Genomic DNA, 26,468 nt, shown 5'->3' with positions numbered 1-26,468 from the left:
GCGCGGCAGATCGCCGGAACTCGCCGCCGCCCGCCGTGCTCTGTGTCTGCATCCCTGTTGGAGAAATCGCTTGAAACGTCGTGACTTTTCGCTGGCCGCCGCGGCCGTGACGCTGGCCCCCCTGGCGGCCCATGCCCAGACCCCCGCCTCCGCCTTCAAGGCCGGCAAGGACTACGTGACGCTGGGCAAGCCGGCCCCGGTCGATGCGCCGGCCGGCAAGGTCGAGGTGGCCGAGTTCTTCTCGTACAACTGCCCGCACTGCGCCGCCTTCGAGCCCAAGCTCGAACCCTGGATCAAGAAGCTGCAGCCCTACGTGGCCTTCCGCCGCATCCCGGTGCCCTTCGTGGGCAACGACGTCGAGACCAAGCAGAAGCTCTACTACACGCTCGAGGCCATGGGCAAGGTCGACGAGTTCCAGATGAAGATCTTCCAGGCCATCCACGTCGAGCGCCAGCGCATCTTCGGCGACGCCGCCGTGATCGAGTGGGCCGGCAAGCAGCCCGGCCTGGACGCCAAGAAGTTCGAGGAAACCTTCAAGTCCTTCGGCGTCGCCGGCAAGGCCAAGCGCGCCAGCCAGATGACCGAGGCCTACCAGGTGGCCGGCGTGCCTGCCTTCGGCGTGGCCGGCCGCTACTATGTGGACGGCGACCTGGCCGGTTCGCTCGACCGGGCCCTGCAGATCGTGGAGGCCCTGGCAGCCGAATCGCGCAAGGGCTGAGCCGGCGCCACGCCCCGGCGCTTGGCGTCCAGGCCCGCTTCGGCGGGCCTTTTCATTGCGGGTGTGCCGCGCGCCCTGCCGACGGTGCGCGCTACCGGAATGCAAGCGCGGGACATTCACCGCGGCCGCTGGTTTGAGACAAAGCCGGGCCTACAATCAAGAGCAAGTTCCGTGCCTTTATGACCCATCCCTCGCACTCCACGATCTCCCTTCCCTGGCGCCGCCTCGGCCGTGCCATGGTCCTCGTGGCCGCGCTGGGCCTGGCCGCTGCGGCCCAGGCCGAGAAGGCCGACCGCAACCAGCCGATGAACATCGAGGCCGACTCGCTGCGCTACGACGACCTGAAGCAGACCAGCATCTTCACGGGCCGGGTGGTGGTCACCAAGGGCACGCTGCTCATCCGCGGCACCCGCGTCGAGGTCCGGCAGGACCCGGAGGGCTACCAGTACGGCGTGGTCACCGCCGACCCGGGCCAGCGCGGCTACTTCAAGCAGCGCCGCGATGGCGGCAACGACGAGTGGATCGAGGGCGAGGGCGAAGTCATCGAATACGACGGCCGCGCCGACACCGTCAAGTTCATCCGTCGCGCCGTCATGCGCCGGCTGACCGGCACCACCGTCACCGACGAGACCTCCGGCCCGCTGATCACCTACAACCAGACCAACGACACCTTCACCGTCAATGGCGCCCCGCCGCCGCCGGGCGGCACCCCGCAGCCGGGCGGCCGCGTGCGGGCCATCCTGTCGCCGCGCAGCACCGAGCCCACGCAGGTGCCCGCGCCCGGCCCGCGCACCGGCGCGCCGCTGCGCCAGAGCGGCTCGCTGTCGGGCCAGAACGGGGGCAGCCGGTGAGCGTCGCGGTGCCGGCCGGCGGCAGCCGGCTGCAGGCGCGTGGCCTGCAGAAGAGCTACGGCAGCCGCAAGGTGGTCAAGAACGTCTCGCTCGACGTGCAGAAGGGCGAGGTCGTCGGCCTGCTGGGCCCCAACGGCGCGGGCAAGACCACGTCCTTCTACATGATCGTGGGCCTGGTGCGGGCCGATGCCGGCCAGATCAGCATCGACGGCGAGGCCGTGGAGCACATGCCCATCCACCGCCGCGCGCGCATGGGCCTGTCGTACCTGCCGCAGGAGGCCTCGATCTTCCGCAAGCTGACGGTGCAGGAGAACGTGCGCGCCGTGCTCGAACTGCAGGAAGAGCCGGACGCCCGCGGTCGCATGGCGCCGCTCTCGCGCGACCGCATCGAGCAGCGCCTGTCCGAACTGCTGGCCGATTTGCGTGTCGACCACCTGCGCGACTCGCCGGCCCTGGCCCTGTCGGGCGGCGAGCGGCGCCGGGTGGAGATCGCCCGCGCGCTGGCCACGCAGCCGCGCTTCATCCTGCTGGACGAGCCCTTCGCCGGCATCGACCCCATCGCCGTGATCGAGATCCAGCGGATCATCAGCTTCCTCAAGGAGCGCGGCATCGGCGTGCTGATCACCGACCACAACGTGCGCGAGACGCTGGGCATCTGCGACCACGCCTTCATCATCAGCGACGGCCAGGTGCTGGCGCAGGGCACGCCCTCCGAGATCGTCGACAACGCCGAGGTGCGCCGCGTGTACCTGGGCGAACACTTCCGGATGTAGCCAGGGTGCCTGTTTCCGCGTTCCGTCCTTCCGGCGCCCCTCCCGTCCTGCCCGTGGCTGCGCACACCGTGGGAGGCCGCCCATGAAGCAGGGCCTGTCGCTGCGCGTCTCGCAGCATCTGGCGCTCACGCCGCAGCTGCAGCAGTCGATCCGGCTGCTGCAGCTCTCGACGCTGGAGCTGAGCCAGGAGGTCGAGCAGATGCTCGACGACAACCCCTTCCTGGAGCGGCTGGCCGAAGAGGCGCCGCGCGAGGAGTTCGGCCTGGAGGCGGCCGACGCCCCTGTGCCCCGCGACGAGCGCGAGGACGGCACCGACTACGCCGCCACGGCCAGCGCCAGCAGCACGTCGAGCAGCAGCAGCGACACCGCCGTGGCCGAGGCCGAGGCGCCCGCCACCGAGAGCTTCGACGCCGAGCCCGACTGGGACGGCGACGGCACGGTGGAGTTCTCGCCCGACGACAGCGAATGGGGCGGCGACGCCCCGGCGCGCAACAACAGCAGCAGCCAGGACGACGACGAGCGCGCCGACGCCACCGAGCTGGCGCGCAGCCAGGAATCGCTGCAGGCCCACCTGCACCGCCAGGCGCTGTCGCTGCGCCTGGCGCCCGAGGATTCGGCCGCGCTTCGCTTCCTGATCGAATCGCTCAACGACGACGGCTACCTGGAGGATTCGCTCCCGGCCCTGGCCTCCGCCCTGGCCGGCGACGACAACGACGAGTTCGACGAGCTGATCCACCACTTCCAGGTGGCGCTGGGCCTGCTGCAGAGCCTGGACCCGCTGGGCGTGGGTGCGCGCGACCTGGGCGAATGCCTGGCCATCCAGCTGCGCGCCGGCGCTGCCGAGGACGACAGCGACGAGGAAGACCAGGTCCGCAAGGTCGCCCTGGCCATCTGCAAGCAGCCCATGGACCTGCTGGCCAAGCGCGACTTCAAGCGCCTGGCCGTGCTCACCCGCAGCAACGAGGACCTGGCGCGCCAGGCTTCGCAGCTGATCGCGCGGCTGGAGCCCAAGCCCGGGCGGCGCTTCGTCGACGTCGAGCGGCATGTGATCGTGCCCGACGTCATCGTCACCCGCAGCGGGCGCGGCAGCAACATCAAGTTCCGCGTGCAGCTCAACCCCGACGTGATGCCGCGGCTGCGCGTGCACGACATCTATGCCGGCGCGCTCAAGTCGCACAAGGGCGAGGGCAGCCAGGCCCTCTCCCAGCGGCTGCAGGAGGCGCGCTGGTTCATCAAGAACATCCAGCAGCGCTTCGACACCATCCTGCGCGTGTCCAACGCCATCGTGGAGCGGCAGAAGAACTTCTTCATCCACGGCGAGCTGGCCATGCGCCCGCTGGTGCTGCGCGAGATCGCCGACGAACTGGGCCTGCACGAATCCACGATCAGCCGGGTGACCACCGCCAAGTACATGTCCACGCCCTTCGGCACGGTGGAGCTGAAGTACTTCTTCGGCTCTGCCCTGGGCACCGAGACCGGTGGCAATGCCTCCAGCACCGCGGTGCGGGCGCTGATCAAGCAGTTCGTCGGCTCGGAGAACGTCAAGAAGCCGCTGTCGGACAGCCAGATCTCGGACATGCTCAAGGAGCAGGGCATCGAATGCGCGCGCCGCACGGTGGCCAAGTACCGCGAGGCGCTGCGCATCGCGCCGGCCAACCTGCGCAAGGCGCTCTGAGGGCGGGCGGCCCGGCGGCCTCTGCGATGGCCGGGGCTTCCGATCGGCGCGCCGGCCATCCGCGGTGGCCGGCCACCACAATTTTTCGGACGATGAAGCCGTGAACGAACTGATCCTTTTCCTGCCCTGCGCCGCCGGCGTGGAAGACCTCCTGGCCGCCGAGGTGCATGCCATCACCGGCCGCAGCGGCGACGACCTGCGGGTGCTGCGCGGCGGCGTGCGGGTGATGGGCGCCTGGCGCGACGTGCAGGCGCTCAACCTCAAGAGCCGGCTGGCGCAGCGGGTGCTGGTGCAGCTGGCGCACCGGCCCTATCGCAACGAGGCCGACCTGTACGAAGCCGCCTCGGGCATCGCCTGGGAGATGTGGTTCCAGCCGCGGCAGACCTTCAAGGTCGAGCTCACGGCGCAGGGCAGCCCGCTCCAGAGCCTCAACTTCGCCACGCTCAAGATCAAGGACGCCATCGCCGACCGCTTCCGCGCCCGCGCGGGCGGCGTGCGGCCGAGCGTGGAGACGCGCTTTCCCGACGTGCGCGTCTTCGCCCACCTGACGGCCGAGGACGTGACGCTCTACATCGACACCAGCGGAGAGCCGCTGTTCAAGCGTGGCTGGCGCGTGGACAAGGGCGATGCTCCGCTCAAGGAGACCCTGGCCGCCGCCATGCTGGCCGCCAGCGGCTGGTGGGATCCGGAGACCGGTGCCGTCTCGGACCAGCCGCTGTACGACCCCTGCTGCGGCAGCGGCACCATTCCCATCGAGGCCGCGCTGCTGGCGGCCGGCGTGCCGGCCGGGGCCTCGCGACGCTTCGGCTTCGAGGCGCTGCTGCTGCACCGCGCCGAGCTGTGGCGCGCGATGCGCGAGGAGGCGCTGGCTGCCGCCGATGCGCGCGCTGCGGGCCCGGTGCGGGTCTTCGGCAGCGATGTGTCGCACCGCATGGTCGACTTCGCGCAGCGCAATGCCGAGCGCGCCGGCGTGGCCGACCGGCTGCAACTGCGCGGCGGTGACGCGCTGCAGCGCATGCCCCCGGTCGAGGGCGGCGGCGTGATCCTGCTCAACCCGCCGTATGGCGAGCGTATCGCCGTCGGCGGCGTGGCCGGCTCCAATGCCGGGCGGCGCGGGCCGGGCGGGCGCGAGGTGGCGCAGACCGAATCCGGCACCGACGGCGGCGACGACTTCTTCCCGCAGCTGGCCACACACTGGAAGCGCAACTTCGCCGGCTGGACGGCCTGGGTGCTCACGCCCGACATGAAGCTGCCGCAGCGCATGCGCCTGAAGGAGTCGCGCCGCGTGCCGATGTGGAACGGGCCCATCGAATGCCGGCTGCTGCGCTTCGACATGGTGGCGGGTTCGGCGCGCACGGCGCCGGCGGCATGACGCCGTGTCAGGGACGCGGGCGGTGAGCCGCATGGCGGCGGACCTGGGCGGGCCGGTCTCGTCGGCGGCGGGCGGTGCCGAGGTGGATGCCGCTGCGCAGCCCGAAGTGACCGCCGTGGTCATCGACACCAACGTCGTGCTCGACCTCTTCGTCTTCGACGACGCTGCCGCCAAGCCGCTGCGTGCGGCGCTGGAGGCCGGCCAGCATCGGTGGCTGGCGACGGCCCCGATGCGTGTCGAACTGGCCCGCGTGCTGGACTATCCGCAGATCGCGCCGCGGCGGGCCTTCTACGGCCTGTCGGTGGACGACGTGCTGGCCTGCTTCGACCGGCATGCGCAGCTGCAGCCGCCTGCGGCCAAGGCGCCCTTCACCTGCGCCGACCCGGACGATCAGGGCTTCATCGACCTGGCCGTGGCGCACCGGGCGCGGCTGCTGAGCAAGGACAAGGCCGTGCGGGCGATGCGCAAGCGGCTGGCGGGGCTGGGCGTGGAACTCTGGCCCTGAGTCGCTGAGTCGCCGAGCCGCTCCGCTGGCTGCGTGGCTGTGTGGCTGTGTGGCTGTGTGGGTTTCGTCAGATGTGTGGGTCGTTGTGCGTATGCACCTGCGATCGGGGTGCTAACCCGGCAGAGGGCGCCGGCATGCGCGCTCCCGGTGCACGCTCGCGCTGACCGGCTTGCCTCACCAGACGGGTGCCCGCTCTCCACCGACGCGCTTTGGGCACTGCACGGCGCCGCGAATGGCACCTCCGCACGCACACCGGCACCCTCCGCCTGGACGCTGCGCGCGAACCGGGAGCGCGCATGCCGGCGCCCTCTGCCGGGTTACCGTCCCGCCCGCCGATCCCGCCGATCCCGCCGATCCCGCCGATCCCGCCGATCCCGCCGATCCCGCCGATCCCGCCGATCCCGCCGATCCCGCCGATCCCGAAAGGACCGCGGGTGCTACCCGGACGCTGCCAAGGCTCTCGAACGGCCGACCTCAGAGCAGCACCGGCAGGTCCGGCAACTCATTCATGCGCCGCGGCGCCTCGGCCCCGCCGTCGGCGGGAAAGTGCGCCACCAGCAGCGCCGACACCTCTTCCAGCGCCTGCGTCAGCCCGTCCTCGAAGCGGCCCTCGCGGAAGGCGCCCTTCATGCGCTGCGCCATGGCCGCCCATTCGGCGGCGTCCACATGGGCGTCGATGCCGCGGTCGGCCAGGATCTCGATGGCGTGGTCGGCCACCAGCAGGTAGATGAGCACGCCGTTGTTCTGGGCCGTGTCCCACACCCGCAGCTTGCCGAACAGCGTGACGGCGCGGTCGCGGGCACTGGCGCTGCGGCGGATGTAGCTCCAGGGCAGGCCGGCCTCGACGCAGATGCGCACTTGGCCCGTGTGGCGCGCCTCGCTGGCCGCCACGCGCCGGCCCAGGCGCTCCACGGCCTCGGGCGGCAGCAGGCGCCGGACGTCGTGCTCGTCGTGCCAGCGGTGGCGCCACAGGCGCGCAAGGCGGGCCATGAGGCCGGGGCGCGGGGTCTGGGAGGTGTTCGTCGTCATCACCAGTCTCCCGAGGCGCCGCCGCCACCGAAATCGCCCCCACCGCCCGAGCTGAAGCCGCCGCCGGAACTGCCGCTGCTCCAGCTGTCGCCGCCGCCTCCACCACCGGACCAGCCGCCCGACCAGCCGCCGCTGGAGCCGCCGCCGCCGCCCAGGCCGGGCCCTGCGCGGTGGCCCGTCACGAAGGCGAGCACCAGCGCGGCGACCGTCGCCAGCGCGGCCACCACCAGGCTGGTGGTGACGATGAACACCGCCACGCCAGCCAGCCCGCCGGTGGCCAGCGGCCCCAGCTTGTTGCCCAGCAGGCTGCGCAGGATCGGGCCGCCCAGCACCACGCCGAAGAAGACAAAGACCGCCAGGTCCTCCCAGTCGACGTCCAGCAGGCCTTGCTTCTGCACCGTGTGCGACTGGGGCATCGGGAGCGGCAGGGCCTCGTTCTCGATGCGCGCGATCAGCGCATCGGCGGCAGCCTCCAGGCCGCCAGCGAAGTCGCCGGTGCGGAAGGCCGGCTTCATCTGCTGGTCGACGATGCGGGCCGCCGCCAGGTCGGGCACGGCGCCTTCCAGCGTCTTGGCCACCTCGATGCGCATGCGGCGCTCGTCCTTGGCCACGATCACCAGCACGCCGTCGCCCACCTCGCGGCGGCCGATCTTCCAGGTGTTGGCCACGCGGTTGGCAAACGCCGCGATGTCCTCGGGCGCCGTGGCCGGCACCATCAGCACCACGATCTGCGAGCCCTTGCGCTGCTCGAACTCTGCGAGCTTGGCGTCCAGCGACTGCACCTCTGCGTCGGTGAGCGTGCCCGCCTCGTCGATCACGCGTGCCGTGAGCGCGGGCACCGGCAGCAGGCCCTGCGCCCAGACGGCCGCCATGAACGCCATGTTCAGGCACAGCGCGGTCAGTGCCGCCAAGAAGACGCGACAGACCGCTGCGCCCCGGAGGGGCGCACGGTATGCGGGAAGCACCGCGGAACCGGCCTTGGCCTTCCCTGAGCCCGTCGAAGGGCCGGGCCGCGGGTGTTGCCCCCTCGAAGGTGTTTGGTTTAGCGACACAGAGTGCGCGAAGGTTGGGGTGAGCCTATTTCTTGTTGAAGTCCACCACAGGCGGCTTGGAGATCTCCGCCTCGTTCTGCACGCTGAAGTTGGGCTTGGGCGCGTAGCTGAAGACCTTGGCCGTGAGGTTGGTGGGAAAGCTGCGTGCCAGCACGTTGTAGTCCTCCACCGTCTGGATGTAGCGGTTGCGGGCCACGGTGATGCGGTTCTCGGTGCCTTCGAGCGTCACGCGCAGGTCGCGAAAGCCCTGGTTGGCCTGCAGTTGCGGGTAGCGCTCGGCCACCACCATCAGCCGCGACAGGGCGCTGGAGAGCTCGCCCTGCGCCTGCTGGAACTTGTTGAAGGCCTCGGGGTTGTTCAGCGTCTCGGGCGTGACCTGGATCGAGGTGGCCTTGGCCCGCGCCTCGACCACGCGCGTGAGCGTCTCCTGCTCGAAGTTGGCCTCGCCCTTGACCGAGGCCACGATGTTGGGCACCAGGTCGGCGCGGCGCTGGTACTGGTTGAGCACCTCGCTCCAGGCGGCCTTGCTGGCCTCGTCCAGGCGCTGGAAGTCGTTGTAGCCGCAGCCCGAAAGCAGGGTGGTCGCGGCAAGAAGCAGGGCGCAAAGCCAACGGGTCATCGAACCTCCTTGAAGAGCATGAGCGGGGGTGCCGCTGGGCGGACGTCAACAAAGACGCCCGCGTTGCGCACCCCGGTGGAGCGGCGACAGTAGCATAGGCCGATGGCCCTCGACCCCCTCCAAGCCCTGCAGGCCGCCAGTCGGCCGATGGCCCGTCCGCCTGCCCTCCAGACACTGCTGATCGCCGGCGCCACCGGTCTGCTGGGGGCGGAGCTGGTCCATCGCCTGGGCGGCGGGGGCGGCTACGCCCGCGTGGGCGTGCTGGCCGGCCAACCCCTGCGCGAGGGGCTGCGCGGCGTCCAGCCGGTGGTGGTGCCGGGCGACCGCCCGCCCGCCGAATGGCCGTGCGTGCCGGTGGACATCGGCATCGTCGCCTTCGACCCGCCGCGGCTGCACCATGGCCGCGAGCGCGCGCTGTGGGCGGCCGACCCTGCACAGCTGCTGGCCATCGCCACCTGGCTGCGCGCCTGCGGTGCGCACACGCTGGCCGTGGTGCAGCCGCACGACGCGGGCCGGCTGCCCGATGCGCTCAAGCGTGGCCTGGCCAACCTGGACGAGCATGCGCTGGCCGGGCTCGGCTTCGAGCGCCTGCTGCTGTTCCGCGCCGCGCGCAAGCCGGCGGACTTGGTGCGCGGCCTGCTCCCCGGCCTGGCGCACTGGATGCTGTCCAGCCTGCGCTTCATGGTGCCGGCCACCGACCGGCCGGTGCGCGCCATCAAGGTGGCCGAGCTATTGGACGAGGCGCTGCGCATCGCGCCGCCCGGCGTGCATGTGGCCGCGCCGGAGGTGGTGTGGGCCGCCTCGCAGCAGGACGCGCGCACCGTCGCCGCACGCTGGCTGCTGGGCGAGGCGCCCGATGGCAGCGAGGCACCGCGGCCCGCCCCCGACGCCTGGAAGGCGCCCTAGTCAGGCGCAGCTGCCCGACAAGCGCCTCAGCCGAAGCGCAGCGTGCGCAGTCCCACGCTGCGGTCGATCCACACCACCGCCGCCAGCGTCAACACGATGCTCACCGTCGACACGGCCGCAGCCGTCGGGTCGAAGTCCCAGCGCAGGTAGTCGAAGAGCTGCAGCGGCAGCGTGGTCATGCCCACGCCCTTGAGCAGCAGCGACATGTTGAACAGGTCGAAGGAGATCACGAAGGCGAACAGCGCGCCGGTGATCAGCCCCGGCTTGATGAGCGGCAGCGTCACGCGCGCGAAGGCCCGTGCGGGCGAGGCGCCCAGGCTGCGCGCCGCCTGCTCCAGCGAGGCGTCCTGGTTGTAGAGCGCCGAGGCCACGTTGGTGAAGACGTAGGGCAGGGTCACCAGCACATGGCCCACCACCAGGCCGAACACGGTGCGCGTGCCGATGCCCGTCGCGTACAGGAAGAACAGCAGCGCGATGGCGGTGAGGATCTCCGGCAGCATCAGCGGCATCATGAGCAGCAGGCGCAGCGCCTCGCGGGTGCGCGTGGCATGGCGCACCACGTACAGCGCCGCGCCGGTGCCGATCAGCGTGGCGCCCACGGTGGCCGCCGCCGCCAGTGCCAGCGAGGTGCCCATGGCCCGCATGAAGCCCTCGTTGGCAAAGAGCGCGCCGAACCAGCGCAGCGACAGGCCCTGCGGCGGAAAGGTGAGGAACTCGCCCGCGTTGAGCGACATGAGCACGATCACCACGATCGGCAGCAGCAGGAAGGCATACACCGCGCCGATGAACACGCGCAGCAGCGTGTCCATCGCGCGGTCGGCCACCATCGATCCGTTCATGCCAGTCCCCTCGAAAGCCGGCGCGTCAGCCGCGCATAGGCGGCCACGGCGAGCATGCCGCAGGCCGTGAGCACCAGCGCCTGCGCGGCACCCGCCGGCCACTGGAAGTTGTCGATCAGGCTCTGCACCACCAGCACCGACACCGTCTTGACCTGTGCCCCGCCCAGCATCACCGGCGTGACATAGGCGCTGAGCGTGAGCACGAAGACCAGCACCGTGCCAGCCTGGATGCCGGGCCACGACAGCGGCAGCGACACGCGCAGGAAGGCGCGCAGCCGCGAGGCGCCCAGCGAGCGCGCGGCGGCCTCCAGGCTCGGGTCGATGCCCTGGATCACGCCCACCAGCGGCAGGATCATGAAGGGCAGGAACACATGCACCAGCGCGATGGTCACGCCCAGGCGGTTGTTCATCAGCTGCAGGCCGGTGTCGATCCAGCCCAGGTCGATCAGCGCGCGGTTGATCACGCCGTTGCCCGACAGCAGGATCAGCCAGCCGAAGCTGCGCACCACCACGCCCACCAGCAGCGGCGAGAGCACCAGCACATACAGCAGCCCCGCCCAGCGCGAGCGGCTGCGCGCCAGGTGGAAGGCCACCGGATAGCCCAGCAGCAGGCAGATGGGCGTCACCGTCAGGCCCAGCAGCAGCGTGTCGCCCAGCACGCCGAGCAGGTAGCCGTCGGTCAGTGCGCGCGTGTAGTTGCCCAGCGTGAAGCCCGCGCCGTAGGGCGCGCCAACGGCCGGCGGGCGCAGGCTCATCAGCACGATGTTCAGGTAGGGCAGCAGCAGGAAGACGCCCAGCAGCACCAGTGCCGGGGCGATCAGCCAGATGGCGCGACTGCGCGGCGCGGACGCCGCGGTGGCGGCGGGCAGCGCGGTGGGCGCGGCGAGCGTGGAGGCGTTCATCCCGGAATGACCCAGGCATGCCCGGGCTCGAAGGCCAGGCCGCATTGCGCGCCTTCGGGCAGGCGTCCGCCGGGCGGTGTCTGCACCAGCAGCGTCTGGCCGCCGGCGGCCTCGACCACATGCTCCACCGTGCTGCCCAGGAAGTAGCTGCGTGCCACGCGACCGGCATAAGGCCCGTCGGCGCGGAAGTGGATCGCCTCGGGCCGCAGCGTCACCTGCACGGCCTGGCCGGGTTCGAGCGCTTCGTGGAAGGCGGCCTCGACCGGGCCCAGCGCGGTGTCGACCGCATGCACCGGCCGCGGACCGGGCCCGGGCACGATGGCGCGCACGCGCCCTTCGATGAGGTTGGAGCGGCCGATGAAGCGCGCCACCTCCACGCTGCGCGGGCGCAGGTAGATGGCCTCGGGCACGTCGAACTGCTGCAGCTGGCCGCCCAGCATCACGGCCACGCGGTCGGACATGACCATCGCCTCGGCCTGGTCGTGCGTCACGTAGAGCGTGGTGATGCCCACGCGGCGCTGCAGGTCGCGGATGAACACGCGCATGTCCTCGCGCAGCACGGCGTCCAGGTTGGCCAGCGGCTCGTCCAGCAGCAGCAGGCGCGGCTCGATCACCAGCGCCCGAGCCAGCGCCACGCGCTGCTGCTGGCCGCCGGAGAGCTGGCGCGGAAAGCGCTCGGCCAGCGCGCCCAGCTGCACCATGCCCAGCACCGCCTCGACGCGGCGCCCGATCTCGGCGCGCGGCACGCCGCGCATCTCCAGGCCGAAGGCCAGGTTGCGCCGCACCGTGAGGTGCGGGAAGAGCGCGTAGTTCTGGAACACCATGCCGATGTCGCGCTTCTCGGGCGGCAGGCCGGTGATGTCCTCACCGTCGATGCAGATGCGCCCGGCCTCTGGATGCTCGAAGCCGGCCACGCAGCGCAGCGTGGTGGTCTTGCCGCAGCCGCTCGGGCCCAGCACCGAGATGAATTCGCCCTCGCGCGTCGCCAGGTCCAGCGAATGGATGGCCACATGGCCCGCATAGCGCTTGTGCAGGCCTTCGATGGACAGCCGCGTGGTGCGCCGCGCGGCCGTGCGGACCGTGGGCATGGCGGCCTCGGGCGGCGCGGACAGGACCGCGCTCACTTGATCTCCCGGTTCCAACGGTCGGTGATGGCCGGCAACTGCGGGTTCACCTTGGCCCAGTCGAACTGCACGATGGAGGACATGGCCTTGCCGCTGATCGGCACGTCGGCCGCCAGGGCCGGCTCCAGCTTGACCTGCGTGTTGGTGGGCGAGGTGAAGAACTCCTTGGCCATCGACTCCTGCACCTCGGGCCGCAGGATGAAGTTGAGGTACTGGTACGCCGCTTCCTTGTCGGGCGCGTGCTTGAGGATGTTGAAGGACTGCTCGAAGGCCACCACGCCTTCGGTGGGCACCACCATCTCGACCGGCACGCCCTTCTTCTTGAGTGCCACGATCTCGGGGAAGTCGATCACGGCCACGGTGACGTCGCCGCGCGTGAGCATGGTCGACAGCGTGCCGCTCCAGTCGGCCTGCTGGAAGGGCAGCAGCTTCTTGATCTCGACGAAGGCGCGGTCGATGGCGTCCTGCGAGCCGCCGTAGATCTTGGCGGTCATCAGCAGGAACAGCATGGCCGCCGTGTTGCCGATCTGGTAGAGGCCGATCTTGCCCTTGAACTCGGGGTTGTTCCAGAGATCGGCCCAGGACTTGGGCGGCGTCTTCACCAGGTCCTTGCGGTAGCCGATGCCGATGGTCGAGACGATGCCGCGCACGCCGTTGTCGCCGGGGTTGCGCAGGTTGGGGTACACGTGGGCCAGGTTGGGCACCTTGGCCGGCGGGATGGGCTCGAAGTAGCCCTCGGCTCGCACCACGCTGGCGATGTTCTCGTTGACCATCAGGACGCTGTAGGGCGGCTTCTCGATGCCGGCGGCCCGCAGGTTGGCGATGAAATTCTTGCCCAGGCCCACGTCCAGCGTGGGCTTGACGCCGCTGATCTTCTCGAAGGCCGGCATCAGGTCGGTGCGCCAGAACTTCTCCCAGCGCCCGCCGTAGGTGTTGATCACCAGCGGCGCGGCCGCGAGCGAAGGCAGCGCGGGCAGGCCGAGGGCGGCGGCGGTGCCGAGGCCACGGGCCAGCAGGTCGCGGCGGTTGAGCGGAAAGGTCATGGCAGCACTCCGGAATGGTGAGGAAGAAGGGGGCGCGGCATCAGGCCGCGGGCGCGCTGGCCGCCTCGGCGGGCTTGCGGTAGTCGTAGTTGCGGTTGAGCCGCTCGAGCAGGTAGTCGCCGTAGCGCACCGGCGGGTGCTGCGGTGGATGGTCCGCGTCGGTGCAGGTGGGCAGGCATTCGACGAGCGTGTCCATCGACGGATCGAGGAAGTAGGGCAGCGAATAGCGGTCGCCGCCCGAGCGGTTGATGACGCGGTGCGGCGTGGAGACCAGGCGCCCGTTGGTCCAGCGCGCCAGCATGTCGCCCACGTTGAGCACATAGGTGTCGGGGATGGGCGGCGCCTCGATCCAGTCGCCGCCGCGCGGGCGCACCTGCAGGCCGCCGGAATCGTCCTGGGCCAGCAGCGTGATGATTCCGTAGTCGGTGTGCGGCGCGGAGCCGATCTGCTCGTCCTCGGCCGGCGGCTGCGGCGGATAGTGCAGGGCGCGCAGGAAGGTGGTGGGATGGTCGAAGTGGTGGTCCAGCGCCGTGGCCGGCAGGCCCAGCGCCAGCGCGATGAGGCGCACGATGTGCCGGCCCAGCGCATCCACCTCGCGCACATAGGCCAGCATGGCGGGCTTGAAGCTGGGCAGCCAGTCGGGCCACTGGTTGGGCCCCTGCATGGGCAGGCCGGCGAGCAGGCCCGGGTCGTCGGGCGGCAGCTCGTGCATCAGCATCAGCGACTCGCTCATGTTGGGCCGCGTCACCTTCGCCACACTGGAGGTGACGATGGTGGAGCTGGCCATGCCCATGTAGCCGCGGTGGAAGGCATTGATGGCCAGCGACTGCTTCTGCGCCAGCGTGGAGGCATGAAAGTCGCGCGACGCGGCGAAGGCGGCCTCGCGCGTGGCGGGCGCCACGCTGTGGCCGGCGATGTAGGCGAAGCCGATCTGGCTCAGGGCCGCGAACAGTTCGCGCGCGCTCTGCTGCGCGGCGGGGGCCGTGGCGTCGAGGCTGCCCTGCAGGTCGACGATGGGAATGTGCTTCATGACAGGGTCTTGTTCGAAGGGTTGAGGGCGTGCTGGCGCCACACGGCCAGCAGCTCGGTCGAATCCATCACCAGCCCCAGGTGCAGCGACACCATGGCCAGCGCCGCCTGCTCCAGCGGTTCGTCGGTGCCGCGCACCAGGTCGCGCAGCACGATCACGCGGTAACTGCGGTTGTTGGCGTCGAAGGCGGTGTTGAGCACGCAGCAGTCGGTGAAGCCGCCGTCCAGCACCACGGTGTCGATGCGCTGGTTGCGCAGCAGGAAGTCCAGGTCGGTGGGATAGAAGGCCGACAGGCGGCGCTTGTTCTCCACCTTCAGGTCGCCCGGCTCGACGCGCGTGACCCACTCGGTCCAGGGCGAGCCTTCGATGGCATGCGCATCGGCATTGGGGATGGGCCCGACGTGCAGGGGGAAGGTGCGCCGCCAGGCGGCCGGGATGCCGCCGATGTCGTCGGCACCGCCCTCGCGCAGCACCGACTTCACGTGCACGATGCGCCCGCCCAGCGCACGCACTTCGTCGTGGAAGGTATCGATGGGCGCCACCACGTCGCGCGCCCGCGGGGCCGGGCAGGGACAGTCGGGCGAATCGTCCAGGTGGCCGCGGTGCATGTCGATGGAGACGACGGCGGTGCGCGACAGGTCCAGGTAGTCGGCGAACTGGCCCGGGTCCAGATCGCGCGGCTGGTTGTAGACATAGGCGCGCATCAGCGTCGCTCCTCTCGCAGATAGGGTTGGCCCAGGGCGCCGGGCTCGTCGTGCACGGCTTGGCCGCCGCGGCGCGCCAGGGCCACCCACACCATCACGCCCAGCGTGACGACGTAGGGCGTCATCAGCACGAAGTACTGCGGCAGCTGCACGCCGGCGGCGGCCAGCTGCGGGATCAGCGCCTCGATGCAGCCGAAGAGCAGCGCACCCACCAGCGCCCGCCAGGGCGACCAGCGCGCGAAGATCACCAGCGCCACCGCGATCCAGCCGCGGCCGCCCGTCATGCCCGCGATCCACAGCTTGGTGCCCACCACCGAGATGTAGGCCCCCGCCAGCCCCACCAGCGCCGAGCCCGCCACCACCGCGCCGAAGCGCCACAGCGGCACCGAGATGCCGGCCGCATCGGCCGCCTGCGGGTTCTCGCCCACGGCCCGCAGGCGCAGACCGGGCGTGCTGCGGTTGAGCCAGTGCACCACGGCCCAGAACAGCAGCGGCACCAGATAGACGATCAGGTTCTGGTTGAAGAGGCGGCCCACCAGCGGCAGCTCGGACAGCAGCGGGATCGGCAGTGCGCCGAAGCTGCTCACCGGCTTGTTGGTCCAGTCGAACACCGTGCCCAGCAGGCTGGTCAGGCCCTGGCAGAAGAAGACCAGCGCCAGCCCGGCGATCACCTGCTGGATGCGCAGCACGATCACCATGAAGGCGAAGAGCAGCGACACCACCGCCGCGGCCAGCATGGCCAGCGGCAGCGCGATGGCCGCGTCGTGGAAGGCCAGCATGGCGCCGATGCCGGCCAGTGCGCCCACCAGCATCAGGCCCTCGGCACCCAGCGAGAGCACGCCCGCGCGCTCGCTGAGGATCAGCCCCAGCGCGGCCAGCGCATAGGGCACCGCGAAGTCGGGCGCATTGCCCAGCCAGTTGGTGGCGATGGAAAGCAGGTTCATGTCAGCCTCCCTGTCCCCGGGCCACGCGCCGCAGGCGGTGGCGGATGAAGAAGTCCGACGAGGCGACGCAGATGACCAGGATGGCCTGGATCAGCTGCACCATCGCGAAGGGGATCTGGTAGAAGACCTGCAGGTTGCGGCCCGCCACGAAGAGCATGGCGATCAGCACCGCCACCACGCTCGCGGCCAGCGGGTTGTTGCGCGCCAGGAAGGCGATCAGGATGCCCGAGAAGCCGTAACCCACGTAGAAGGCCTGCGTGAGGCGGCCCTCCTGCCCCGTCACCACGACGAAGCCCGCCAGCCCCGCCAGCGCGCCCGACAGCAGCACCGCCGTGAGCACCATGCGCCCCACCGGCACGCCCAGGGCGCGGGCCACGCGCGGGTTGGCATCGACGAAGCGCAGGTACAGGCCCGCGCGGCTCAGGCCCGTGAACCAGGTGGCCAGCAGCGCCGCCAGCACGGCCAGGCCGATGGCCGCGGTGCTGACGTTGCCGAACCATTCGGGCAGCCGCTCGAAGGCGCGGAACTGCGGCGAGTAGGGAAAGGAATCCTTCGGGTCCTTCCAGGCGCCGTAGACCAGGTGCAGCAGGAAGTTGCCCGCCACGTAGTTGAGCATCAGCGAGGCGATGATCTCGTTCACGGCCAGGCGCAGCTTGAGCAGCGCCGGCGCCAGCGCCCAGAGCATGCCCATCGCCATGGCCACCGCGCCCATCAGGGGCAGCCGCAGGGCCGCCGGGCCGATGTCGAACATCGACACCGCCGTCGCGCCGATGGCGCCGAAGATCATCTGGCCTTCCAGCCCCAGGTTCCAGAAGCGGGCACGGAAGGCGATGGCGGCGCCGATGCCCACCAGGATCATGGGCGCGGCCTGGAAGAGCACGGCCAGCAGGCTCTGCCGGTCCACCAGCGTCTGCATGATGAACTCGTTGAGCAGCTCGTCGGCCGGGACGCCCGCGGCCACCAGGATCGCCGCCGAGATGGCCAGCCCGACCCCCACCGCCAGCGCGAGGATCAGCGCCTGGCGGGGCAGGCCCATCTGCTGGCGCAACTCCAGCGTGTAGCGGCGCGCGAAGAGGGGCACGTGCTTCGCGCGTGCTTCCGGGGCGGCAGCGTCGAGCGCGGTATCAGTCATGCGCGACCATGGCTTGGCCGACCTCTTGGCGGTCGGCGGGTTGATCGAACTCGGCCACGATGCGTCCGCGGGCCATCACGCCCACGCGGTCGGCGAGGGCGAGCACCTCGTCCAGGTCCTCGCTGATGAGCAGCACGGCGGCGCCGGCATCGCGCGCGGCGCGCAGGCGGGCATGCACCTCGGCACCGGCGCGCACGTCCAGCCCGCGGCTGGGGCTGTGGGCCAGCACCAGGCGCGGCGCGCGGCCGAACTCGCGCGCCAGCACCAGCTTCTGCGCATTGCCACCCGACAGCAGCGCGGCCTTCTGGTTGAGGTGGCGCACGCCCTGCACGTCGAAGGCCTGCACGGCCTCGCGCGTGTCGGCGGCCATGCGGGCGCGGTCCAGTCGCCAGGCGGGGCCGTAGCGGCCGGTCTGCACCTGGCCGATGCCGAAGTTCTCCACCACCGACAGGCCGCCCGCGAGCGCGAGGCCATAGCGGTCGGCCGGGATGGCGGCGAAGTGCGGCAGGCGGCCCTGCACCGGACCTTCCTCGCCGGCCAGCGCGATGGTGCCTTCCAGGCCTTCGGCCATGCCCATCAGCGCCTCTGCCAATTCGCCCTGGCCATTGCCGCCGACGCCGGCCAGGCCGTAGATCTGGCCGGCGTGCAGCGTCAGGTCCACGCCGTCCAGCGCCTGGCGGCCGTTGGCGTGCAGGCGCAGCCCGCGCACCGTCAGCAGCGGCGCACCGCCCATCGCGGGCTCCGTGGCCGCCTCGCTGGCCGCGACCGACTGGCCGACGGTCAGGCGCACCAGATCTTCGATGGGCGTGGCCTTGGGGTCCACCGTGGCCACCGTGCGGCCGCCGCGCATCACCGTCACGCGGTCGGCCCAGGTCTTCACGTCGGACATCTTGTGCGTCACCAATGCCACCGCCGCGCCCTGGCGCGACAGCGCATGCACCGTGGCCAGCAGGCGCTCGGCCTCCTGGTCGGTGAGCACGGCCGTGGGCTCGTCCAGGATCAGGATGCGTGCGCCCGCCAGCAGCACCTTGAGGATCTCCACCCGCTGCTGCTCGGCGATGGACAGGCGTTCGATGCGGGCCCGCGGGTCGATGGCGAAGCCCAGCTCGGCGGCCCGTGCCGTGATCTGTTCCTCCAGCTGCGCCATGCGCCGCCGGTGGCTGCCTTCGGCCTGCGCGAGCGGGTGGCCCAGCAGGATGTTCTCGGCCACGGTGAACGGCCGCACCAGCTTGAAGTGCTGGTGCACCATGCCGATGTGCAGCGCCGCCGCCGCGCGCGGCCCCGCCAGCCGCACCGGGTTGTCATCCACCAGCAGTTGCCCTTCCTCGGGCGCATAGAGGCCGGCGGCGATGTTCATCAGCGAGGACTTGCCCGCGCCGTTCTCACCCAGCAGCGCATGCACCTCGCCCCAGCGCGCAGCGAAGTGCGCGTCCGTCAGTGCCTTGAAGCCATCGAAGGACTTGTGGATACCCGAGAGGCGCAGTGCGTCAACCGTCATCGCCATGTCCAAAGAGAAGGTGCCGCAAGCAGCCGCCGCGGAACTGGCTTCGCCAGGCCGCAGGCGGCGCCCCCGGAAGGGGGTTGGCGGAGCGCGAAGCGCGCAGCCTGGGGGAGAGTCATTTCCGCGCGGAGCCTGGGGGAGAGCTACTTTTGCGTTACGACGCCCTTGACGAACCAGTCCATCTTCCAGAGGTCGGCATCCGACAGCACGGCGCCCGCGGCCACGCGCTCCTTGCCATCGCGGTCCTTCAGCGGGCCGGCGTAGACCTGCTTGCCCTTCAGGATGGCCTCGCGCTCGGCCTGGATCACCTTGACCTTGTCGGCCGGCACGGCGGGGCCGAAGCCGGCGATGTCGGTGCCGCCGCCGCTCATCGGGATGAAGGCGCCGTAGGGCTCGGGCTTCCAGTTGCCCGCGATGATCTTCTTGAGCTCGGGCACCAGGAAGCGGTCCCACACCCACACCGACGAGCACAGCGTGGCCTTGGGCGCGAACTGCCGCAGGTCGCGGTGGTGGCCGGTGCCGTACACGCCGCGCTCCTGCGCCACGATCTGCGGCGTGGGCGAGTCCACGTGCTGGCCGATCACGTCGGCGCCCTGGTCGATCAGCGCGGTGGCGGCGGCGCGCTCCTTGACCGGGTCGTTCCAGGTGCCGGTGTAGATCACGTTCACCGTGGCGTTGGGGTTCATCTTCTGCGCGCCGAGCGCGAAGGCGTTGATGGTCCAGTTCACCACGCCGAAGGGGTTGGCTGCCACGAAGCCCAGCTTGCCCGTCTTGCTGGCCGCGCCGGCGGCCATGCCGCACAGGTACTGGCTCTCGTAGGTGCGGCCGTAGAAGGATTCGAGGTTCGGCCCGTTGGTGGTGCCCGAGCCGTTGAGGAAGGCCACCTTGGGGTACTTGGCCGCCAGGTCCTTCATGGCGTCGGACTGGCCGAAGGCGGTGCCGATCACGATGTTGGCGCCGCGCGAGATGAAGCGCTCGGCCGCCGGCTTGATGACCGAGGCGTCCTCGCCCACGTTCTCCACGAACTGGATCTTCTGGCCCAGCGCGGCCTCGATCTTCACGCGGGCCTCGTCGAAGGCCTGCGTCCAGCCGCCGTCGTTCTTGGGGCCGTAGTACAGCATCGCGATGACGGGCTTGCCGCTCAGGCTGAAGCCGGCCTGGGCATGGGCGGCGCCCGCCGACAGCAGCACGGCAGCGCCGGCCAGGGCCACGCTCATGCGGGGAAAGCGCTTGGACAACATGGAGACCTCCAGGAGGAAGGAAGAGGGGAGAGGAAGGAAGGAAACGGGAAGCGTGAAAAAGCACGAACAGTGCCGCCCTGCGCCTGCCGGCCGGGCGGCGGGCGCGTCACATCATGAAGTTGATGCGGAAGACGTTGCCTTCGGGATCGAGCAGCACCGCCTGGTACCAGTTGTAGTACGTGACGTAGGGCGGCTTGATGAGCGTGGCACCGGCCTCCAGCGCGACGGGCACCATGCGGTCCACGTCCTCGCGGCTGTCGACGTCGATGTTGAGCAGGAACTTGACGCCTTTGGTGTCCGAAAACTCGGCCAGGTGCAGCAGCTCGTAGGCATCCAGCGCATTGAAGCCCAGGCTGCTCTTGCCCGTGTCCAGTCCGCGGAAGATGGGCGAGCGGATGGCCTCGATCTCCGGGAAGCCGAAGACGCGCTGGTAGAAGCCGCTCAAGGCGACCACGTCCTTGGCGAAGACGTTGACGTAAGACAGGTGTGCCATTACTTGGTGCCACCGAAAGTGGTTTGCTTGACGAACTTCGAAGTGAGGTGATCGCCGGAGGAGATGGGCGCGTACTTGGCCTTCTCGCCCGGCGCCAGGCAGGTCGGCAGGCACTCGACCATGGCGTCGTAGTTGGGCTGGTGGAAGAACACCAGCGACTGCCGGCGGTTGGTCTGCGCCACCTCGAAGGGCGGGTTGACCACGCGGTGCATGGTGGAGACCCACTGGTCGTTGGTCCACTGCATCATCAGGTCGGCGATGTTGACCACCAGGCCGCCTTCGACCAGCGGCACGTCCACCCATTCGCCGGCCTTGTTCTGCACCTGCAGGCCCTTGTCGTCGGGCAGCACGATGGTCAGGCTGCCGTAGTCGCTGTGCGCGCCGGCGCGCAGCTGGCCGGGCAGTGGCGCCTCGCGCTGGGGCGGGTAGGACAGCACGCGGAACATGCTGATGTGCTTGTCGATCTTGTCGTCGAAGTAGGTCTCGGGCAGTTCGAGCCCGAGCGCGAAGAGGCGCATGAGCGAGCGCGACAGGTCGCTCATCGCCTCGAAGTACTGCTCGTAGGCCTCGCGGAATCCCTCGATGGGCGGCCAGCTGTTGGGCTCGAAGTGCGGGCCGGCGGCCGGGCCGCGGTGGTACTCGTCGTTCGGCACGTTCGACGGGCCGATGGAGAAGGACTCCTTCAGGTCGCCCGGCGAGGCCTCTTCGAGGCTGTACGACAGGCCCTCTTCGCCGACGGCGCTGTAGCCGCGCACCGCGTCGTCGCGCGGGCGGTCCACCTTGCGCTTCTCGGCCAGCGGCAGGTCGAAGAACTGGCGCGACAGGGCCGAGACGCGGGCGATGAGCGCCGGGTCGATGCCGTGGTGCGTGATCACCAGGAAGCCGATGCTGCGGCAGGCCTCGTCCACCTGGCGGGCCAGCGCGGCCTTCTCCGCGGCGGTGCCCGAGAAGTAGGGCGCGAGGTCGATGATGGGAACGGTCATCAGGGTCATGGGGCGTCTCGATGCGCGGAAGGGGTACTGCAGAGCCCGTTTGCAACGACCGTGCCAGTTGGACCAAATGGACAAACGCCTGCCGGGCTGCGTACGATGCGCCGCATGCACGCCATTCGGCCGCGCTGCGGTGTCTTGGTGCAGGTCAAGACAGAGGAGCGGTGCGCGAAGCCCGTTGCTGGTGCGTGCAGGCTGGTACGCGATTCGCAATGACCGATGCAGGCGGGCCGTTGCCGACCCCACGACGCACGCCCACGACAACAAAAGGAAAGGGAAGCCCGATGGCCAGACCACCCGCGGCGAAGAAGAAGGCGCCGGCCGAGGTGCGCAAGCGCAAAGCAGAACCCGTGGGCACCAAGGCAGCGCCCGCAGCCGGCAAGCGAGCCGCGCGCCGGCCGCGCCAGGCGGAGGACAAGCGCAGCGTGATCCTGTCGGCCGCGCTCGGCCTGTTCTCGCGCTATGGCCTGCACGGCACCAGCGTGGACCAGGTGGCCGCCCGCGCCGAGGTCTCCAAGAGCAACCTGCTCTATTACTTCGCCAACAAGGAAGAGCTGTACGTGAGCGTGCTGCGCGAGCTGCTGCACGTATGGCTGGAGCCGCTGCGGGGCTTCAGTGCCGAGCAGGACCCGCGCGAGGCCATCGCCAGCTACATCCGCCGCAAGCTGATCATCTCGCGCGACCAGCCCGATGCGTCACGGCTGTTCTGCCTGGAGATGATCCAGGGCGCCCCACTGCTGCGCGAAGAACTGGCGCTGGAGCTGCGCACGCTGGTGGAGCGCAAGTCGGAGGTGATCGGCGAATGGGTGAGCTCGGGCCGGCTGCGGCCGGTGGCGCCGCATCACCTGATCTTCGGCCTCTGGGCGCTGACGCAGCACTACGCCGACTTCGCCGTGCAGGTGCAGGCCATCGCGGGTCGCACGCTGCAGGACGCGGCCTTCTTCGAGGAGACGGTGGAGAACGTGCAGCGACTGGTGCTGGATGGGATCTGCGTGAAGTGAAACACCCCCCATGCCGCTTCGCGGCTCCAGGCGGCCGCCAGAGGTGGCTGCTCTTCGGGCACGTCCAAGCCTGCGCAGGCAGGCTCGGAGCCGCGGCCCTCAGCCCCTCTCTCGCGCCTTCGGCTTGGAGGGGGGCGCACCCAGAGGCCTGGCAGAGCCAGTTCCTCGGGTGCACTGGCATGGCCTGCTCCGCGGCCCCTTGATTCTTGTGCCCACGGAGACTGCTGGTGCTGCGGGGGGCGCGCAGCACGCTGGGCGCCGCGAAAGGGCTCGGGGCTCTGCGCTCAGTGCGCTGCGGCTGGAGGAAGCAGGTCGTGGTAGCGGCGGTCGAAGTACACCAGGCCATGGGCGGCGTTGCCCAGGCGCACCGCATCCACTTCGCAGAACAGCACGTCGTGGGTGCCCACGGCGGTGCGGTTCACCACGCGGCATTCGAAGGTGGCCGCGGCTTCGGCCAGCACCGGCACGCCGCTGCGGCTCGCATGCCACTGGGCGGCGGCGAAGCGCTCGTCCATCGGCGTCTTGCCACCGAACAGGTTGGACAGCTGCTGCTGGCCCGCGCCCAGCACGTTCACGCACAGCACGCCGTTGGCCTGGAAGATGGGGTACACCGAGGCGCTGCGGTTCAGGCAGACGATCAGCGTGGGCGGCTCGTCGGTCACGCTGCACACGGCCGAGGCGGTGAAGCCCGCGCGGCCCGCGGGACCATCGGTGGTGATGACGTTCACGGCCGCACCCAGGCGGGCCATGGCGTTGCGGTAGTCGCCGCGTTCGGGCGGCGTGGCGGCCAGGGCCTGCAGGGCCGCGGCGGCGGTGGGAGCGGGGGCGGTGGACATCATCATCGGAAGCCGGAAGAGAAGAGGGTTCAGTCCTGACGCGACAGGAAGCCGATCAGCGCCGCGTTGAAGCCGGCCGGATCGGTCACGCTGTGCGCATGCCCGCCGTGCGGGCTGCGGTCGAGGAGGGCGTGGGGCAGGCCTTCGGCCAGGCGCTGGGACATCGTCCATGGCACCAGCACGTCGTCCTGCGCGCAGGCGACCAGGGTGGGCGCGGCGATCTCGTGCAGGCGCGCGTCGACGTCGAAGGCGCGCAGGGCACCGATGCGCGCGCGCATGTTGGCCTCGCCGGGGAAATGGGCGAAGGCATGGTCCACCTCGGCCTGCACCTCGGCCGCATGGGCCGCGGCCCAGTCGGCGGGGTACAGGAAGATGGGCTGCGCCTCCACATAGGCGCGTGGCCCGCAGGCCCCCAGCAGCGACAGTCGGGCGTCGAAGCAGCGGGCCGAGTGCGGATTGGGCCGCGACCAGGCGTTGACCAGCACCAGGCTGGCCACGCGCGCGGGCGCATCCAGCGCCAGCTGCAGGCCGACCAGGCCGCCCAGGGCATGGCCCACGAGGTGGCAGCGCTTGGTGCCGGTGGCGTCCATCACCTCGGCCACGTCGCGCGCCATGTCGGCGATGCTGTAGCCCGCGGGCAGGTCGGCCGGGCTGCGGCCGGTGCCACGCTGGTCGTAGGCCACGACGCGCCAGCCGGCCTCGACCAGCGCGGGGATCTGCGGCTTCCAGAAGCCGGCCGAGCCGCCCAGGCCGGAGGACAGCAGCACGCTGGGCGCGCCGGGCCGGCCTTCGCCGTGCACCTCGTGGTACAGCGCCATGGTGCGGCTCAGGCCTTCTTGCCGACGTGGGCGATGGAGGCGATCTCCACCAGCGCGTCGGGCTTCACCAGGCCGCACTGGATGCAGTAGCGCGCCGGCTTCGTGCCCGGGAAGTACTCGGCATACACCGCGTTGACCTTGGCGTAGTTGGCCCAGTCGGTGACGAAGATCATGTTGAAGGTGACGTCGTCCATCGTGCCGCCAGCGGTCTCGATGACGCCCTTGATGGTCTCCAGCACATGGCGGGTCTGCGCGGTGGCGTCGCCGACGTGCACCACGTTGTTGTCCTTGTCGAAGGGCAGGGTGCCCGAGACATAGACGACCCCGTCGGCCAGCGTGCCGGGCACGAAGGGCGCGATGGGGGTGCTGGTGCCGGGAGGGATGATGGCTTCCTTGGGCATGAAGGGACTCCAGAGTGGGATGAACGAAGGATCAGGCCGTGGCGGCTTCGGTGGCGGCGGGCGTGGCGGCGGTGGCCGGTGCGAGGGCCTGGCAGAACGCGTCCACCGTCGACACCCAGCCGAAGAAGGTCTCGACGTTGTAGACCGTGGCCTGCTGGATCGCGGCGCCGCCCAACTCGTGGGTGGCGTCTTCCAGCATCAGCGAGAAGTACTCCAGGTGGAAGGCATCGCGCAGCGACGACTCCACGCACACGTTGGTGGCGATGCCGGTGAACACCAGGCTGCGGATGCCGCGGGCGCGCAGGCTGCTGTCCAGCGTGCTGTTGAAGAAGCCGCTGTAGCGCGTCTTGGGGATCACGATGTCGCCGGCCTGCGGCTTCATCGCCTCGATGAGTTCGTAGTCCCAGCCGCCCTTGGCCAGGAAGCGGCCTTGCAGCTCGGGCTTGGCGCGCATGGTCTTGAGCGCGTTGGACTTGTGCCAGTTGGGCGAGCCGGGCCCGCCCGCTTCCACGTACTTCGCGTCCCAGCCGTTCTGCAGGAAGACGATGAGCATCCCCGCCGCCCGCGCCGCCTCGATGGCGCGCACGATGCCGGCGATGGTGCCCTGGGCACCGGAGATGTCGAAGCCGGCCGAGTCCACGTAGCCCCCGAGCGAGGCATAGGCGTTCTGCATGTCGACCACGATCAGCGCGGTCTGCGTGGGCACGAGCGCCAGGGGCTCGGGGCGCGAAGGAATCACCGTCGGTGCCGGTGCGCCCGGCGCCTGGGGTGGACCGACCGGCGTGGTCGAGCGCAGGGTGGCATTGGTCTTGGTGCTGCTCATGCTTCCACCTCCGTTCACGCCGCCAGCGCCTCGGGCGCACCCACCTGCGAGGGCACGGGCGTGTCCACGTCCACGCGGCTCTTCATCAGCGGCTGGATGCGCTCGCCGAAGTCCTCCACGCCCTGCACGAAGTCGTCGAAGGTCAGCAGCACGCCTTCGGTGCCGGGGACCTCGGCCATCTCGTCGAGCATGCGGGCCACGCTGGCATACGAGCCCACCAGCGTGCCCATGTTGATGTTCACCGCCGAGGGCGAGGTGGCATCGGTCATCTGGCGCACGTTGGTGTCGCCGCCGGACTTGGTGTCGGCCGCGCCCTGCTGGGCCATCCAGGCGATGGCGTCGGTGTCGGCGCCGGCCTTGTAGTGCTCCCACTTGGCGAAGGCGGCTTCGTCGGTCTCGGCGGCGATCACCATGATGAGCACGTAGGTGGTCACGTGGCGGCCGGTCTTGGCCGTGGCCTCGATCAGCTTCTGCGCGGCGGGCGCGAAGGCCTTGGGCGTGTTCACGCCCTTGCCGAAGCAGAAGTTGTAGTCGGCGTACTTGGCCGAGAAGGCCATGCCGGCGTCGCTCTGGCCGGCGCAGATCACCTTCATGTCCGCCTGCGGCTGCGGGCTCAGGCGGCAGTCGTCCATCTTGAAGTGGGTGCCCTTGAAGTCCGACTGGCCCTTGCCCCACAGGTCGCGCAGCACCTGGATGTATTCGGACAGGTACTCGTACCGGGTGGCGAAGAACTCGTCGCCGGGCCACATGCCCATCTGCGAGTACTCGGGCCGCTGCCAGCCGGTCACCAGGTTCAGGCCGAAGCGGCCGTTCGAGATGCTGTCGATGGTCGAGGCCATGCGCGCCACGATGGCCGGCGGCATGACCAGCGAGGCGGCGGTGGCGAAGAGCTTGATCTTCGTCGTCACGGCCGCCAGGCCCGACATCAGCGTGAAGGACTCCAGGTTGTGGTCCCAGAACTCCGTCTTCCCGCCGAAGCCGCGCAGCTTGATCATGGACAGCGCGAAGTCCAGGCCATAGTGCTCGGCCTTGAGGGTGATGGTCTTGTTCAGCTCGAAGCTGGGCTTGTACTGCGGCGCGTTCTGCGACAGCAGCCAGCCGTTGTTGCCGATGGGGATGAAGACGCCGACTTTCATGTGCGTGGACT

Annotated in this window: 28 protein-coding genes; 8 read left to right on the top strand and 20 right to left on the bottom strand. The window is 70.3% G+C overall.

Annotation, left to right across the window (positions count from 1 at the left end; all coding sequences use genetic code 11):
- Window positions 1-70: 70 nt before the first annotated feature.
- The 6 genes from L0984_RS07995 to L0984_RS07970 all read left to right on the top strand — a co-directional run bounded on the left by L0984_RS07995 (window position 71) and on the right by L0984_RS07970 (window position 5,894).
- Window positions 71-718 (top strand): thiol:disulfide interchange protein DsbA/DsbL, encoded by a 648-nt coding sequence (locus L0984_RS07995; RefSeq protein ID WP_234193176.1) that lies wholly within the window; start codon window positions 71-73, stop codon window positions 716-718.
- 179 nt (window positions 719-897) lie between these two features.
- Complete coding sequence (gene lptA / locus L0984_RS07990; protein ID WP_114801452.1) at window positions 898-1,569, top strand: lipopolysaccharide transport periplasmic protein LptA; 672 nt, start codon at window positions 898-900, stop codon at window positions 1,567-1,569.
- Window positions 1,566-2,342 (top strand): LPS export ABC transporter ATP-binding protein, encoded by a 777-nt coding sequence (gene lptB, locus L0984_RS07985; protein ID WP_234193175.1) that lies wholly within the window; start codon window positions 1,566-1,568, stop codon window positions 2,340-2,342. The genes lptA and lptB overlap by 4 nt, the downstream gene beginning before the upstream one ends.
- Before the next feature lie 82 nt (window positions 2,343-2,424).
- Complete coding sequence (locus tag L0984_RS07980) at window positions 2,425-4,017, top strand: RNA polymerase factor sigma-54 (protein WP_234193174.1); 1,593 nt, start codon at window positions 2,425-2,427, stop codon at window positions 4,015-4,017.
- A 100-nt stretch (window positions 4,018-4,117) separates the two neighbouring features.
- Complete coding sequence (locus L0984_RS07975; RefSeq protein WP_234193173.1) at window positions 4,118-5,389, top strand: THUMP domain-containing class I SAM-dependent RNA methyltransferase; 1,272 nt, start codon at window positions 4,118-4,120, stop codon at window positions 5,387-5,389.
- 31 nt (window positions 5,390-5,420) lie between these two features.
- The gene (locus L0984_RS07970) at window positions 5,421-5,894 is read left to right on the top strand and encodes a PIN domain-containing protein (protein WP_234193172.1); all 474 of its coding nucleotides are present in this window, start codon (window positions 5,421-5,423) and stop codon (window positions 5,892-5,894) included.
- A 474-nt stretch (window positions 5,895-6,368) separates the two neighbouring features.
- Here the strand turns inward: L0984_RS07970 and L0984_RS07965 are convergent, their stop codons facing one another.
- From L0984_RS07965 to L0984_RS07955, 3 genes are all read right to left on the bottom strand, one after another.
- The gene (locus L0984_RS07965; protein ID WP_234193171.1) at window positions 6,369-6,923 is read right to left on the bottom strand and encodes a TPM domain-containing protein; all 555 of its coding nucleotides are present in this window, start codon (window positions 6,921-6,923) and stop codon (window positions 6,369-6,371) included.
- Window positions 6,923-7,804 carry a TPM domain-containing protein gene (locus L0984_RS07960; RefSeq protein ID WP_234193721.1) on the bottom strand — a complete coding sequence of 294 codons (882 nt, stop codon included), beginning with the start codon at window positions 7,802-7,804 and terminating at the stop codon, window positions 6,923-6,925. The genes L0984_RS07965 and L0984_RS07960 overlap by 1 nt, the downstream gene beginning before the upstream one ends.
- Window positions 7,805-8,000: 196 nt before the next feature.
- Window positions 8,001-8,594 carry a LemA family protein gene (locus L0984_RS07955; protein WP_076507396.1) on the bottom strand — a complete coding sequence of 198 codons (594 nt, stop codon included), beginning with the start codon at window positions 8,592-8,594 and terminating at the stop codon, window positions 8,001-8,003.
- A 102-nt stretch (window positions 8,595-8,696) separates the two neighbouring features.
- Here L0984_RS07955 and L0984_RS07950 point away from each other — a divergent pair, with 102 nt between their 5' ends.
- Window positions 8,697-9,500, top strand: a complete 804-nt coding sequence (locus tag L0984_RS07950) for a hypothetical protein (RefSeq protein WP_234193170.1) — start codon at window positions 8,697-8,699, stop codon at window positions 9,498-9,500.
- A gap of 26 nt (window positions 9,501-9,526) precedes the next feature.
- On the opposite strand, the gene L0984_RS07945 is transcribed toward L0984_RS07950, so the two are convergent.
- The 12 genes from L0984_RS07945 to L0984_RS07885 all read right to left on the bottom strand — a co-directional run bounded on the left by L0984_RS07945 (window position 9,527) and on the right by L0984_RS07885 (window position 21,445).
- The gene (locus tag L0984_RS07945; protein ID WP_076507401.1) at window positions 9,527-10,339 is read right to left on the bottom strand and encodes an ABC transporter permease; all 813 of its coding nucleotides are present in this window, start codon (window positions 10,337-10,339) and stop codon (window positions 9,527-9,529) included.
- The gene (locus tag L0984_RS07940; protein WP_234193169.1) at window positions 10,336-11,241 is read right to left on the bottom strand and encodes an ABC transporter permease; all 906 of its coding nucleotides are present in this window, start codon (window positions 11,239-11,241) and stop codon (window positions 10,336-10,338) included. The genes L0984_RS07945 and L0984_RS07940 overlap by 4 nt, the downstream gene beginning before the upstream one ends.
- Entirely contained in the window at window positions 11,238-12,365 is a 1,128-nt protein-coding gene (locus tag L0984_RS07935; protein WP_234193168.1) for an ABC transporter ATP-binding protein, read from the bottom strand. The genes L0984_RS07940 and L0984_RS07935 overlap by 4 nt, the downstream gene beginning before the upstream one ends.
- Window positions 12,362-13,408, bottom strand: coding sequence for an ABC transporter substrate-binding protein (locus L0984_RS07930; protein ID WP_234193167.1), 1,047 nt, complete (start codon window positions 13,406-13,408; stop codon window positions 12,362-12,364). Before L0984_RS07930 ends, L0984_RS07935 begins: the two co-directional genes overlap by 4 nt.
- 40 nt (window positions 13,409-13,448) lie before the next feature.
- Window positions 13,449-14,438, bottom strand: coding sequence for an isopenicillin N synthase family dioxygenase (locus L0984_RS07925; RefSeq protein ID WP_234193166.1), 990 nt, complete (start codon window positions 14,436-14,438; stop codon window positions 13,449-13,451).
- A complete protein-coding gene (locus L0984_RS07920) occupies window positions 14,435-15,142 on the bottom strand; it encodes a cysteine hydrolase family protein (RefSeq protein ID WP_234193165.1) in 708 nt (235 codons plus the stop codon). The genes L0984_RS07925 and L0984_RS07920 overlap by 4 nt, the downstream gene beginning before the upstream one ends.
- A complete protein-coding gene (locus L0984_RS07915) occupies window positions 15,142-16,086 on the bottom strand; it encodes an ABC transporter permease (RefSeq protein ID WP_234193164.1) in 945 nt (314 codons plus the stop codon). The genes L0984_RS07920 and L0984_RS07915 overlap by 1 nt, the downstream gene beginning before the upstream one ends.
- A 1-nt stretch (window position 16,087) precedes the next feature.
- Entirely contained in the window at window positions 16,088-17,218 is a 1,131-nt protein-coding gene (locus L0984_RS07910; RefSeq protein WP_305079909.1) for an ABC transporter permease, read from the bottom strand.
- Window positions 17,211-18,716, bottom strand: a complete 1,506-nt coding sequence (locus tag L0984_RS29890) for an ABC transporter ATP-binding protein (RefSeq protein ID WP_305079908.1) — start codon at window positions 18,714-18,716, stop codon at window positions 17,211-17,213. The genes L0984_RS07910 and L0984_RS29890 overlap by 8 nt, the downstream gene beginning before the upstream one ends.
- A gap of 146 nt (window positions 18,717-18,862) precedes the next feature.
- Entirely contained in the window at window positions 18,863-19,936 is a 1,074-nt protein-coding gene (locus L0984_RS07895) for a BMP family ABC transporter substrate-binding protein (protein WP_370645936.1), read from the bottom strand.
- A gap of 130 nt (window positions 19,937-20,066) precedes the next feature.
- Entirely contained in the window at window positions 20,067-20,453 is a 387-nt protein-coding gene (locus L0984_RS07890; RefSeq protein ID WP_076507423.1) for a VOC family protein, read from the bottom strand.
- Window positions 20,453-21,445, bottom strand: coding sequence for an isopenicillin N synthase family dioxygenase (locus tag L0984_RS07885; protein WP_234193162.1), 993 nt, complete (start codon window positions 21,443-21,445; stop codon window positions 20,453-20,455). Before L0984_RS07885 ends, L0984_RS07890 begins: the two co-directional genes overlap by 1 nt.
- A gap of 281 nt (window positions 21,446-21,726) precedes the next feature.
- Here L0984_RS07885 and rutR point away from each other — a divergent pair, with 281 nt between their 5' ends.
- Window positions 21,727-22,443: an HTH-type transcriptional regulator RutR gene (gene rutR, locus L0984_RS07880; protein WP_234193161.1), complete on the top strand. Its 717-nt coding sequence runs from the start codon at window positions 21,727-21,729 to the stop codon at window positions 22,441-22,443.
- Window positions 22,444-22,727: 284 nt separating this feature from the next.
- On the opposite strand, the gene rutF is transcribed toward rutR, so the two are convergent.
- From rutF to rutA, 5 genes are read right to left on the bottom strand one after another with little or no spacing between them, the layout of a single operon-like run.
- Window positions 22,728-23,282 (bottom strand): NADH-dependent FMN reductase RutF, encoded by a 555-nt coding sequence (rutF, locus tag L0984_RS07875; RefSeq protein ID WP_370645910.1) that lies wholly within the window; start codon window positions 23,280-23,282, stop codon window positions 22,728-22,730.
- A gap of 26 nt (window positions 23,283-23,308) precedes the next feature.
- Window positions 23,309-24,097 (bottom strand): pyrimidine utilization protein D, encoded by a 789-nt coding sequence (rutD, locus tag L0984_RS07870; protein ID WP_234193159.1) that lies wholly within the window; start codon window positions 24,095-24,097, stop codon window positions 23,309-23,311.
- An 8-nt stretch (window positions 24,098-24,105) separates the two neighbouring features.
- Window positions 24,106-24,498, bottom strand: coding sequence for a pyrimidine utilization protein C (rutC, locus tag L0984_RS07865; protein ID WP_076507432.1), 393 nt, complete (start codon window positions 24,496-24,498; stop codon window positions 24,106-24,108).
- A 31-nt stretch (window positions 24,499-24,529) separates the two neighbouring features.
- Window positions 24,530-25,321 (bottom strand): pyrimidine utilization protein B, encoded by a 792-nt coding sequence (gene rutB / locus L0984_RS07860; RefSeq protein ID WP_234193158.1) that lies wholly within the window; start codon window positions 25,319-25,321, stop codon window positions 24,530-24,532.
- A gap of 14 nt (window positions 25,322-25,335) precedes the next feature.
- Complete coding sequence (gene rutA / locus L0984_RS07855; RefSeq protein ID WP_234193157.1) at window positions 25,336-26,457, bottom strand: pyrimidine utilization protein A; 1,122 nt, start codon at window positions 26,455-26,457, stop codon at window positions 25,336-25,338.
- Window positions 26,458-26,468: the final 11 nt, after the last annotated feature.

This window comes from Pseudacidovorax sp. NFM-22 (assembly GCF_021401245.1).
Lineage (GTDB): Bacteria > Pseudomonadota > Gammaproteobacteria > Burkholderiales > Burkholderiaceae_C > Xenophilus.
The sequence above is the reverse complement of the archived record's forward strand: the minus strand, read 5'-3'. Positions and strand labels throughout refer to the sequence as shown.

Excerpts from the sequence above, each read along its gene's own strand:
- L0984_RS07930 (WP_234193167.1), bottom strand. The coding sequence starts at position 13,408 with ATGACCTTTCCGCTCAACCGCCGCGACCTGCTGGCCCGTGGCCTCGGC.
- rutD (WP_234193159.1), bottom strand. The coding sequence starts at position 24,097 with ATGGCGCTGTACCACGAGGTGCACGGCGAAGGCCGGCCCGGCGCGCCC.
- L0984_RS29890 (WP_305079908.1), bottom strand. The coding sequence starts at position 18,716 with ATGACGGTTGACGCACTGCGCCTCTCGGGTATCCACAAGTCCTTCGAT.
- L0984_RS07915 (WP_234193164.1), bottom strand. The coding sequence starts at position 16,086 with ATGAACCTGCTTTCCATCGCCACCAACTGGCTGGGCAATGCGCCCGAC.
- lptA (WP_114801452.1), top strand. The coding sequence starts at position 898 with ATGACCCATCCCTCGCACTCCACGATCTCCCTTCCCTGGCGCCGCCTC.
- rutB (WP_234193158.1), bottom strand. The coding sequence starts at position 25,321 with ATGAGCAGCACCAAGACCAATGCCACCCTGCGCTCGACCACGCCGGTC.
- L0984_RS07965 (WP_234193171.1), bottom strand. The coding sequence starts at position 6,923 with ATGACGACGAACACCTCCCAGACCCCGCGCCCCGGCCTCATGGCCCGC.
- rutC (WP_076507432.1), bottom strand. The coding sequence starts at position 24,498 with ATGCCCAAGGAAGCCATCATCCCTCCCGGCACCAGCACCCCCATCGCG.
- L0984_RS07980 (WP_234193174.1), top strand. The coding sequence starts at position 2,425 with ATGAAGCAGGGCCTGTCGCTGCGCGTCTCGCAGCATCTGGCGCTCACG.
- rutA (WP_234193157.1), bottom strand. The coding sequence starts at position 26,457 with ATGAAAGTCGGCGTCTTCATCCCCATCGGCAACAACGGCTGGCTGCTG.
- rutF (WP_370645910.1), bottom strand. The coding sequence starts at position 23,282 with ATGATGTCCACCGCCCCCGCTCCCACCGCCGCCGCGGCCCTGCAGGCC.
- L0984_RS07895 (WP_370645936.1), bottom strand. The coding sequence starts at position 19,936 with ATGAGCGTGGCCCTGGCCGGCGCTGCCGTGCTGCTGTCGGCGGGCGCC.
- rutR (WP_234193161.1), top strand. The coding sequence starts at position 21,727 with ATGGCCAGACCACCCGCGGCGAAGAAGAAGGCGCCGGCCGAGGTGCGC.
- L0984_RS07920 (WP_234193165.1), bottom strand. The coding sequence starts at position 15,142 with ATGCGCGCCTATGTCTACAACCAGCCGCGCGATCTGGACCCGGGCCAG.
- L0984_RS07960 (WP_234193721.1), bottom strand. The coding sequence starts at position 7,804 with ATGGCGTTCATGGCGGCCGTCTGGGCGCAGGGCCTGCTGCCGGTGCCC.
- L0984_RS07955 (WP_076507396.1), bottom strand. The coding sequence starts at position 8,594 with ATGACCCGTTGGCTTTGCGCCCTGCTTCTTGCCGCGACCACCCTGCTT.
- L0984_RS07940 (WP_234193169.1), bottom strand. The coding sequence starts at position 11,241 with ATGAACGCCTCCACGCTCGCCGCGCCCACCGCGCTGCCCGCCGCCACC.
- L0984_RS07970 (WP_234193172.1), top strand. The coding sequence starts at position 5,421 with ATGGCGGCGGACCTGGGCGGGCCGGTCTCGTCGGCGGCGGGCGGTGCC.
- L0984_RS07885 (WP_234193162.1), bottom strand. The coding sequence starts at position 21,445 with ATGACCCTGATGACCGTTCCCATCATCGACCTCGCGCCCTACTTCTCG.
- L0984_RS07925 (WP_234193166.1), bottom strand. The coding sequence starts at position 14,438 with ATGAAGCACATTCCCATCGTCGACCTGCAGGGCAGCCTCGACGCCACG.
- L0984_RS07910 (WP_305079909.1), bottom strand. The coding sequence starts at position 17,218 with ATGACTGATACCGCGCTCGACGCTGCCGCCCCGGAAGCACGCGCGAAG.
- L0984_RS07945 (WP_076507401.1), bottom strand. The coding sequence starts at position 10,339 with ATGAACGGATCGATGGTGGCCGACCGCGCGATGGACACGCTGCTGCGC.
- L0984_RS07950 (WP_234193170.1), top strand. The coding sequence starts at position 8,697 with ATGGCCCTCGACCCCCTCCAAGCCCTGCAGGCCGCCAGTCGGCCGATG.
- L0984_RS07890 (WP_076507423.1), bottom strand. The coding sequence starts at position 20,453 with ATGGCACACCTGTCTTACGTCAACGTCTTCGCCAAGGACGTGGTCGCC.